12 protein-coding genes are annotated in these 8524 nt (G+C 64.6%); 10 read left to right on the top strand and 2 right to left on the bottom strand.

All coding sequences use genetic code 11. The features are described from left to right. Positions 1-239: rhodanese-like domain-containing protein (locus WAN02_RS23645; RefSeq protein WP_422266950.1), on the bottom strand; the 239-nt coding region annotated here is incomplete at its 3' end. A 498-nt stretch (positions 240-737) separates the two neighbouring features. Between WAN02_RS23645 and WAN02_RS23640 the strand changes: the two genes are divergently transcribed. From WAN02_RS23640 to rraA, 9 genes are all read left to right on the top strand, one after another. Then, positions 738-896, top strand: coding sequence for a hypothetical protein (locus WAN02_RS23640; RefSeq protein ID WP_325693618.1), 159 nt, complete (start codon positions 738-740; stop codon positions 894-896). 150 nt (positions 897-1046) lie between these two features. After that, the gene (locus tag WAN02_RS23635) at positions 1047-1670 is read left to right on the top strand and encodes a superoxide dismutase (RefSeq protein WP_325693620.1); all 624 of its coding nucleotides are present in this window, start codon (positions 1047-1049) and stop codon (positions 1668-1670) included. 189 nt (positions 1671-1859) lie between these two features. Further along, entirely contained in the window at positions 1860-2393 is a 534-nt protein-coding gene (locus WAN02_RS23630; protein ID WP_422266946.1) for a peptidase, read from the top strand. A 466-nt stretch (positions 2394-2859) separates the two neighbouring features. Next, a complete protein-coding gene (locus WAN02_RS23625; RefSeq protein WP_422266944.1) occupies positions 2860-3258 on the top strand; it encodes a transcriptional regulator in 399 nt (132 codons plus the stop codon). A gap of 94 nt (positions 3259-3352) precedes the next feature. Then, a complete protein-coding gene (locus WAN02_RS23620) occupies positions 3353-4009 on the top strand; it encodes a DUF6474 family protein (RefSeq protein WP_422266942.1) in 657 nt (218 codons plus the stop codon). Positions 4010-4044: 35 nt separating this feature from the next. Then, positions 4045-4737: a YcnI family protein gene (locus tag WAN02_RS23615; protein WP_422266940.1), complete on the top strand. Its 693-nt coding sequence runs from the start codon at positions 4045-4047 to the stop codon at positions 4735-4737. Continuing rightward, positions 4734-5249, top strand: coding sequence for a copper resistance CopC family protein (locus tag WAN02_RS23610; RefSeq protein WP_422266938.1), 516 nt, complete (start codon positions 4734-4736; stop codon positions 5247-5249). Before WAN02_RS23615 ends, WAN02_RS23610 begins: the two co-directional genes overlap by 4 nt. A 125-nt stretch (positions 5250-5374) precedes the next feature. Further along, a complete protein-coding gene (locus tag WAN02_RS23605; protein WP_422266948.1) occupies positions 5375-5866 on the top strand; it encodes a nucleoid-structuring protein H-NS in 492 nt (163 codons plus the stop codon). Between the two features lie 9 nt (positions 5867-5875). Then, positions 5876-6367 (top strand): ribonuclease E activity regulator RraA, encoded by a 492-nt coding sequence (gene rraA, locus WAN02_RS23600; protein ID WP_422266936.1) that lies wholly within the window; start codon positions 5876-5878, stop codon positions 6365-6367. On the opposite strand, the gene WAN02_RS23595 is transcribed toward rraA, so the two are convergent. Then, positions 6364-7833: a flavin-containing monooxygenase gene (locus WAN02_RS23595; protein WP_422266934.1), complete on the bottom strand. Its 1470-nt coding sequence runs from the start codon at positions 7831-7833 to the stop codon at positions 6364-6366. The two genes, rraA and WAN02_RS23595, sit on opposite strands and share 4 nt — an antisense overlap. Before the next feature lie 76 nt (positions 7834-7909). Between WAN02_RS23595 and WAN02_RS23590 the strand changes: the two genes are divergently transcribed. Then, positions 7910-8524 (top strand): TetR/AcrR family transcriptional regulator (locus WAN02_RS23590; RefSeq protein WP_422266932.1); only part of this gene is annotated, 615 nt, incomplete at its 3' end.

Genomic DNA, 8524 nt, shown 5'->3' with positions numbered 1-8524 from the left:
TCGTACCCATGTTGGGCCAGCAGTTGGGCGACCTTCGCCGATCGACCGCCGGCCTTGCAGATGACATACAGCGTGGACGACCGATCGATCTCGTCGAGCCGCGCCGGCACCTCACCCATCGGGATGTGCCGGGCGTCGGCGGCGTGGCCACGATTCCACTCGTCGTTTTCGCGCACGTCCAGCAACACCGAGCCAGTTCCGAACTCGGCGGGCAGGTCGTTGATGGTTGTCTGCGCGATTGACGGTTCTGCATCCACGGTGTTGATCTTGGCATGCGCGGACGGGAGCCGCTAAGACCGGCGTCCAGCAATCAACGGGTATCCACAGTTTCCACAGGTTTATCCACAAGCTGCCTCGACGCGTTGACACGCAAGCATGCGCGTCACACGGCCGAGGCGGGCCGACCGTTGTGGATAACCCGTGTCCGTTACCGGTTCGTGATCGACAGCCCGGCCCTGCGTTCAGCGAATTCTTAGCCGATCTCACGGTTTCGCCATACTCGCCGCTATGGCGGAAGTCACAGCGGGTCTGCGCGCGTCGCTGTCCGCAGTCGGAATCGGGAGCACGGTTATTCGGCACGCGGACCACAACTCCTCCAGCAACAAGACGCTGGTCAGCACGCCGTGGTCCGTTCAATTTCTCAGGGGGTACATCAGCGGCTATGATCGCCATCACTGAGATCTTTTGTGACTCATCTCACTGGGGGACAGTTTGGACAGGCAGGCCGGGAACATTCGATGACGACGCAACCGATCGGACCACAGTCGGCGAGTTCTTCGCCGCACTGGTACACGACGTCGGCGACGTGTAATCGCTCCTACTTGCTTGCCGGATTGCGCGCCGGATTGATCGCGCTGGTTTTGCTGGCGGTCCTCGCCGTCATCGTCTGGTTCTGAAGTCCCGCTGTCGGGTATCCCCACGCGCACTCGTTCTTGCGGTGCGCGCGGCGATGGAGCAGGGTTACTTACGCCAAAGCCGCCACTTCGCTAACAGCCTGCAGCGAAGCGTCAGAGTAGATCGGCAACGATCGCGAAGGAAGGAAACCCGTGGCTGAATACACCTTGCCTGACCTGGATTGGGACTACGGAGCGCTGGAGCCGCATATTTCGGGTCAGATCAACGAACTTCACCACAGTAAGCACCACGCCACCTACGTCAAGGGCGCCAACGACGCCGTCGCCAAGCTCGAAGAGGCGCGCTCCAAGGACGATCAGTCGGCCATCGTGCTGAACGAGAAGAGCCTGGCGTTCAACCTGGCCGGTCACGTCAACCACAGCCTGTGGTGGAAGAACTTGTCCCCCAACGGCGGTGACAAGCCGACCGGTGAGCTCGCCGCTGCCATTGACGAGGCGTTCGGGTCGTTCGACAAGTTCCGGGCTCAGTTCACCGCGGCCGCGACCACTGTCCAAGGCTCCGGCTGGGCCGCGCTCGGCTGGGACAGCCTCGGCGAGAAGCTGCTGGTATTCCAGGTGTACGACCACCAGACCAATTTCCCGCTGGGTTTGGTTCCGCTGCTGGTGCTCGACATGTGGGAGCACGCGTTCTACCTGCAGTACAAAAACGTCAAAGCAGACTTTGCCAAGGCGTACTGGAATGTCGTGAACTGGGATGACGTGCAGTCTCGTTACAAGGGTGCGACGACGAAGGCCAAGGGGCTCATCGCCGGCTGACAACAGTTGGATTCGCCTGTTCGGGGCGTCGCGCGAATCGCGTGGCGCCCCGAACGCTATTTCGGCGGCGTTTCTTTTCGGCTTCGTCGGCGCTGATTGCCCGTGTCAGCTTGCGGGCGTTGCCAGGCTGCCGCATGCTGATCGGATCGACCCACCGGTGTATCGCTGAATACCCGAATGGAGGGCGAAATGGAAACTGGCTCAGGCGGGGCCATCGAGGTGGCCCCCTTCCATTCCCGTGGTGCCCTGAAAGGGTTCGTGATTTCCGGGCGCTGGCCCGACTCGACCAAAGAGTGGGCGCAACTGTTGATGGTTGCGGTCAGGGTGGCATCGCTTCCCGGATTGCTGCCGACCACAACCGTATTCGGGGTTCGCGAGGAGCTGCCGGACGCTCCCGCGCCGGGCACCGTGGGCCTGGTTTTGGCCGAGGGCCCGGTGGTCGGTGAATCCGCCATTCGGCCAGGCTATTTCGCCGATCACCAGCCGCCCGCGTTGTTGATGCTGCATCCCCCGTCGGAGACGACGCCATCGCTGCCGGAATGTAGTGGCGCCGCGTCGGGGTGTGTGCTGCTGCCCGGTCTGCCTTATCTGGGACTCGAGCACCGCGCGGCCTGGGTGGAGGCCGAGGCCGACGGCACCATCACCTCAATGGTCAGCCGGGTCGGCGTCGACCCGATCAGCCACCCCGACACAGCAATCTTGGCAATGCTGCTTGCCGCATAGCGAATCCGACAGCCGGAACCGATCCTAGGACGGCGAGGAGTGTCTTTCTGACTCCTCGACCGCGTTGTGGAGCATCTGGACGAGCGCTCTGACATGCGCCTAACACCGGCGCGTGGCACGTCGGCGACAACATGTTCACAGGCGACTCCATGGCGCCCTACAGCAAATAGGCTGTGCGCGCGGCTTGAGCATCATGCAGGTTGCCATGAGTAGGCCCGCTCGCGATCAGCGAAGTGTCAATAGTCCCTGAAGCGATGAAACTTCACACAATTCCCTTAAAATATCATGTGTATTGACTGGATAAGCGGGTTACTCCCGCCGCAACGATAATCCCTGCTCTCATAAATGCCTTGGCCGTTAATTTTCTAAAAGCTTGCACTTGGTTGCGGGGATAAGTCTGGCTACGATAATCAGCAAATACTTAGAGAGAGTCACTCGATCTACCAACCCGGTGGAGGTCATATCGATGAGCACGACGTTTTCCGCCCGCCTGAACCGCCTGTTCGACACGGTTTACCCCCCCGGACGGGGGCCGCACACCTCCGCTGAAGTGATCGCGGCGCTCAAGGCTGAAGGAATCACGATGTCGGCTCCGTATTTATCGCAGCTACGCTCTGGCAACCGAACCAACCCGTCGTCGGCGACCATGGCTGCCCTGGCGAACTTCTTCCGGATCAGGCCCGCTTACTTCACCGACGACGAGTACTACGAGAAGCTCGACAAAGAGTTGTCGTGGTTGCTGGTCATCCGAGACGAGGGTGTCCGGCGGATCGCGCTTCGAGTCAGTGGGCTGTCCCACGAAGCGCAGGAAGACATCGTTCACCGCGCCGACGAGCTACGGCGTAAGGAACACCTGGAAGCCTGACGGCAGTCGGGCCGCCCGACCCGGTTAGGGTTGGCCCACCGATGCCGCACTGGCACCGCGATAGTCGACGAGACCTGGGGGAGGTAGTGCGCGGATGGGCCTGTTCGGCAAGCGCAAAACCCGCGCGACGCGTCGCGCCGAAGCTCGCGCGATCAAGGCCAAGGCCAAACTCGAGGCCAAGCTGTCGGCGAAGAATGAGGTGCGTCGGTTCAAAGCCGCGCAGCGCGCCGAGACGAAGGCGCTCCGCGAGAATTTGAAGGCGCAGCGCGCCAGCGACCAGGCAGCGCTGAAGGTGGCCGAGACCCAGCTGAAGGCGGTGCGCGAGGGCGCGCTGCTGTCGCCGACGCGGATTCGCCGCCTGCTGACGGTGTCTCGGCTGCTTGCCCCGATCGTGGTGCCGCTGGTCTACCGGGTCGCCATGGCCGCGCGCGGTCTGATCGACCAGCGGCGGGCCGACCAACTCGGGGTCCCGTTGGCCCAGATCGGTCAATTCTCTGGTCATGGCGGCCAGTTGTCGGCCCGCATCGCCGGCGCCGAGCAGTCGCTGCGGTCGGTGCAGGAGAACAAGCCCAAGGACGCTGAGACCAGAGAATTCGTCACCGCGATTTCCGAGCGGCTCGCAGACTTGGCGGCCGCTGTCACCGCTGCCGAGAACATGCCGCCCACCCGCCGCCGCGGCGCCCACACCGCAATCTCCCGACAGCTCGATGAGATCGACGCCGACCTGATGGCTCGACTCGGATTGACCTGATCCCCGACCCCACTGCAGACAGGAAGGCGATTCCGATGACACTTCAACGCAGGATGGTTTTGCGCACCCTGATCGGAACCGCGGCAGCCACGCTGCTCTGCCTCGGCCCGGCCGCGGCGATCACGACGGCATCGGCGCACGTCCAGGCCACCAGTACGGACGCCGCGCGCAACGCCTTCGCGACGGTCAGCTTCCAGGTGCCCAACGAGTCGGCGACCAACGCGGCCACCACCGCGGTCACGGTCGACCTGACCAATGTCTCCTCGGTCCAGACCGAGGAGATGCCGGGGTGGTCGGCCAAGATCGACCGCGACGCCGCCACAAACGCCGTCCGGTCGGTCACGTGGACCGCGGCGCCCGACACTGGCATTCCGGTGGACCAGTTCGGCGTGTTCCGGATATCGGCGAAGCTGCCCGACGCCGATACAGTCGGCTTCCCGACGACGCAGACCTACGCCGACGGCGCGGTGGTGAAGTGGGACCAAGCTCCGGCGCCCGGCGGAGCCGAGCCGGAACATCCCACGCCGACGCTGGCGCTGACCGGCGGCCCGACATTGCCCGCCCCCAACCCGACCCCGACCAAGTCCGCGGCCCCGACCGCCACAGCGGCGCCACCGGGACAGCAGTCCCGGGCGGTGGTCGACAACACCGCCCGGATCCTCGCCGGCGCGGCCCTGTTCGTGGGTGCCCTCGGTGTCGGTGTCGCTCTGATCGTGCGGAAGGCATGAGCCGTCGGACACACGCCGTCGTAGTGGCGCTGCTGCTGGCAGCCGTCGCGTTCGCGCCTACGTTGACCGCCGGCGCCGCCAGCGCTCACGCCGCGCGGGTGTCCGCCGATCCCGCGGACAAGGCCTCGGTGAGCAACGGCCCGGTTCGGGTCAGCGCGACGTTCAACGAGGATCTGCAGACCACGTTCGCGGCGATGACCGTTGTCGGTCCGGACGGCAACCTGTGGACCGACGGCTCCCCGCAGGTGCACGGCACAGTCGTCAGCATCGGCCTCCGTCCGTTGGGTCCGGCCGGCGACTATACGGTCAACTACCGGGTGACATCGGCTGACGGGCATGTGGTCTCGGGGTCATGGTCATTCCGGCTGACGGCCGCCGGCAGCGGCACGCCCGGGCCGGCCGCGCAGCCCGCGGACGACTCGGGCGGCGAGGTCCCGATCTGGCCTTTCGTCCTGGGCGCGGTGGCCCTGGTGGGCGGCGGGGCACTGTGGTCCATCCGAAACAGGTCTTGACCTACGCCAGCGAAACCACCTACGCAGCCCTGGCATGATGGATTCGGCTCCACCGGGCCGGGGCACCCGACAAGAAGCGGCAAAGGAGCAATCGGATGGCAGACCCGCAGGATCGACCGGACAACATGTCCGAACCCGCGCCTGAACCACCCCTGAGCACACCGTCGCCGCCCGCGGAGACGGCGCCACCCGAGCCGCCAGCCAAGGAGCCGGAGACGCCGGCCACAGAGCCGCCCGAGCCGCCCGCCAAGAAAGCGCCCGCCAAAAAGGCTGCCGCGAAGGCCGCGAAGAAGACGGCGCCGGCAAAGGCAGCCAAAAAGCACGCCGCCGCGAAAAAGACACCCGCCAGCAAGGCTCCGGCTAAAAAGGCGCCCGCCAAGAAGATCGCGCCCAAGAAAGTCGCTCCGGTGGCGCCCGACACCAATGGTCAGCTCGCCGCGGCAGCCAAAGATGCCGCGGCGCATGCGAAGTCAACCATCGAAGCGGCAGCCAACCCGCTGCCCGCGCAGCCCGGCCCGTCGTCGAGCGGCCGGTCGCCGCTACCACTCGCGGTGGCGATCGCGATCAGCCTGCTGGCCGTACTGCTGATCCGCCAGCTCCGCCGCGACGATGACTAGCATGGCTCGGTGACTGTGATCTTCCGGCCCACCGCCGATTTGGTAGACGACATCGGGCCCGACGTCCGCAGCTGCGACGTTCAATTCCGCCAGTTCGGCGCGCGGACGCAGTTCGCCGGGCCGATCACCACGGTCCGTTGCTCGCAAGACAACGCCCTGCTGAAGTCGATTCTGTCGACGCCCGGCGACGGCGGCGTGCTGGTGGTCGACGGCGGCGCCTCGTTACACACCGCGCTGGTCGGCGACCTGATCGCTGAGCTGGCTCGGTCCAACGAGTGGGCCGGGCTGATCGTGCACGGCGCGGTCCGCGACGCCGCCGCACTGCGTGACATGGAGATTGGCATCAAGGCGCTCGGCACCAACCCACGCAAGAGCGAGAAGACGGGTGCCGGGGAGCGAGACATCACTCTCAGCTTCGGCGGGGTGGAGTTCGTACCGGGCGACATCGCCTACAGCGACGATGACGGTATCGTCATCGTCGCTGCGGCCAACCCCAGTTAAACCACCAGGGCCGCAGGCTTTTTGGCGAAGCTCAGGGCCTCGTCGTCGACTTTGCCGCGCCGGATCAGCTGCAGGTCCATGAAGTAGTTCTGCTTGAGCCGCCACGGGGACACCGAGCCGGCCTTCGGCAGGTAATCCAGTGCCCGCAGCACGTAACCGGGGGTGAAGTCCATCAGCGGACGCTCGTCGACCGAGTTCCCCGGGTGTTGCGGCACCACTGTGTCGTAATGATTCTCGTCCATGTAATTGATGACGCGGCAGACGAACTCGGACACCAGATCGGCCTTCAGCGTCCAGGACGCGTTGGTGTAGCCGATGGTGAACGCCATGTTCGGCATATCGGTCAGCATCATGCCCTTGAACGCCATCGTGTCATTGAGTTCGACGGGTGCGCCGTTGCGCCGGATCTGGGCGCCACCGAACAACTGCAGGTTCAAACCCGTTGCGGTGATGATGATGTCGGCCTGCAACTCCGCGCCTGAGCCGAGCTTGATGCCGGTCTTGGTGAAGCGGTCGATGGTGTCGGTGACGACATCGGCCTGGCCCTTGCGGATGGTCTTGAACAGATCACCACCGGGCGCCAGGCACAACCGCTGATCCCACGGGTTGTAGCTCGGGCCGAAGTGCTTCTCGACGTCGTAGCCCTGCGGCAGCCGCCGCTTGGCCATGGTCAGCAGGGTCTTGCGCATCTGGCGCGGGAACTTCCGGGAGAACTGGTACTGGAATGTGCTGAACGCGATCCACTTCCACCGGTTCGCGACGTGCGCGAGGTTGGTCGGCAGCCATTTGTTGGCCTGCTCGGCGAACGGGTCGGTCAGCGGCAGCGACCCGACGTAGGACGGTGAGCGCTGCAGCATCGTCACGTGGCCCGCGCCCGACTTCACCAGCGAAGGAATCAGCGTGATCGCCGTAGCGCCCGAGCCGATCACCACGATCTTCTTGCCGACGTAGTCGAGATCCTCCGGCCAGTGCTGCGGATGGATCATGGTGCCTCCGAAGTCCTCGTAACCCTCGAACTTCGGCAGGTAGCCCTCGTCGTAGTTGTAGTAACCACTGCAGGCAAACAGGAACGAACAGGTGAGCTCTTGCTGCTGGCCGTTGTTGTCGACGGTCAGCGTCCAGCGGTTGTCGGCATCCGACCACTCGGCGGCCAGCACCTTGTGCCGGTAACGGATGTGCTTGTCGATGCCGTTCTCGGTGGCAGTCTCTTTGATGTAGGCCTTGATCGACGCGCCGTCGGCGATCGACGTCGAGGACTCCCACGGCTTGAACCGGAAGCCGAGGGTGAACATGTCCGAGTCGGAGCGAATGCCGGGGTAGCGGAACAGGTCCCAGGTACCACCGAGGTCGTCGCGGCGCTCGAGGACCGCGTAGCTCTTGGACGGACAGCGGTCCTGCAAGTGCCAGGCCGCGCTGATGCCGGAGATGCCGGCGCCGACGATCACAACGTCGAGGTGTTCAGTCATGGCGACACGCTATCAACACAGTGTTGAGTTCGTCAACACCCTGTCGAAAGACTCAACACCGTGTAAAGTAACGCAGGTGACGACCGTCAGCTCCAGCCGTGGCTCCAGAGGTCGGCGCTCGGCGCGCCCGTCCGGCGACGATCGTGAGCTGGCCATCTTGACCACCGCCGAACAGCTGCTCGAGCAGCGCCCGCTCGCCGACATCTCGGTCGACGACCTGGCCAAAGGCGCCGGGATTTCCCGCCCGACGTTCTACTTCTATTTCCCGTCCAAAGACGCGGTCATGCTGACCTTGTTCGAGCGGGTGCTCGTCGAAGCCGACTCCGCGTTGGAAAACATGATCGCCAATCCCCCGGCCGACTTGAAAACGCTGTGGCGGATCGGCATCAATGTCTTCGTCGAGACGTTCGGTTCGCACCGCGCGGTTTCACTGGCCGCGGATTCCGCGCGCACCAATACGGACATGCGGGCGTTGTGGTCACGGTTCATGGAGAAGTGGGTCGGCCATATCGCCACCGTGATCGAGGCCGAGCGCGCCCGCGGCGCTGCACCGGTGACGGTGCCCGCCAATGAACTTTCCGCGGCGCTCAATCTGCTCAACGAGAAGGTGATGCTGAGCTCGTTCGCCGACGATCGCCCGTCGGTACCCAGAGAGCGGCTGCTCGAGACGCTGGTCCACATTTGGGTCTGC

It is taken from the genome of Mycobacterium sp., from assembly GCF_049281135.1.
GTDB lineage: Bacteria > Actinomycetota > Actinomycetes > Mycobacteriales > Mycobacteriaceae > Mycobacterium.
This window is presented reverse-complemented; position numbering and strand designations above follow the sequence as displayed.

Excerpts from the sequence above, each read along its gene's own strand:
- WAN02_RS23640 (WP_325693618.1), top strand. The coding sequence starts at position 738 with ATGACGACGCAACCGATCGGACCACAGTCGGCGAGTTCTTCGCCGCAC.
- WAN02_RS23630 (WP_422266946.1), top strand. The coding sequence starts at position 1,860 with ATGGAAACTGGCTCAGGCGGGGCCATCGAGGTGGCCCCCTTCCATTCC.
- WAN02_RS23625 (WP_422266944.1), top strand. The coding sequence starts at position 2,860 with ATGAGCACGACGTTTTCCGCCCGCCTGAACCGCCTGTTCGACACGGTT.
- WAN02_RS23620 (WP_422266942.1), top strand. The coding sequence starts at position 3,353 with ATGGGCCTGTTCGGCAAGCGCAAAACCCGCGCGACGCGTCGCGCCGAA.
- WAN02_RS23615 (WP_422266940.1), top strand. The coding sequence starts at position 4,045 with ATGACACTTCAACGCAGGATGGTTTTGCGCACCCTGATCGGAACCGCG.
- WAN02_RS23610 (WP_422266938.1), top strand. The coding sequence starts at position 4,734 with ATGAGCCGTCGGACACACGCCGTCGTAGTGGCGCTGCTGCTGGCAGCC.
- WAN02_RS23605 (WP_422266948.1), top strand. The coding sequence starts at position 5,375 with ATGTCCGAACCCGCGCCTGAACCACCCCTGAGCACACCGTCGCCGCCC.
- WAN02_RS23595 (WP_422266934.1), bottom strand. The coding sequence starts at position 7,833 with ATGACTGAACACCTCGACGTTGTGATCGTCGGCGCCGGCATCTCCGGC.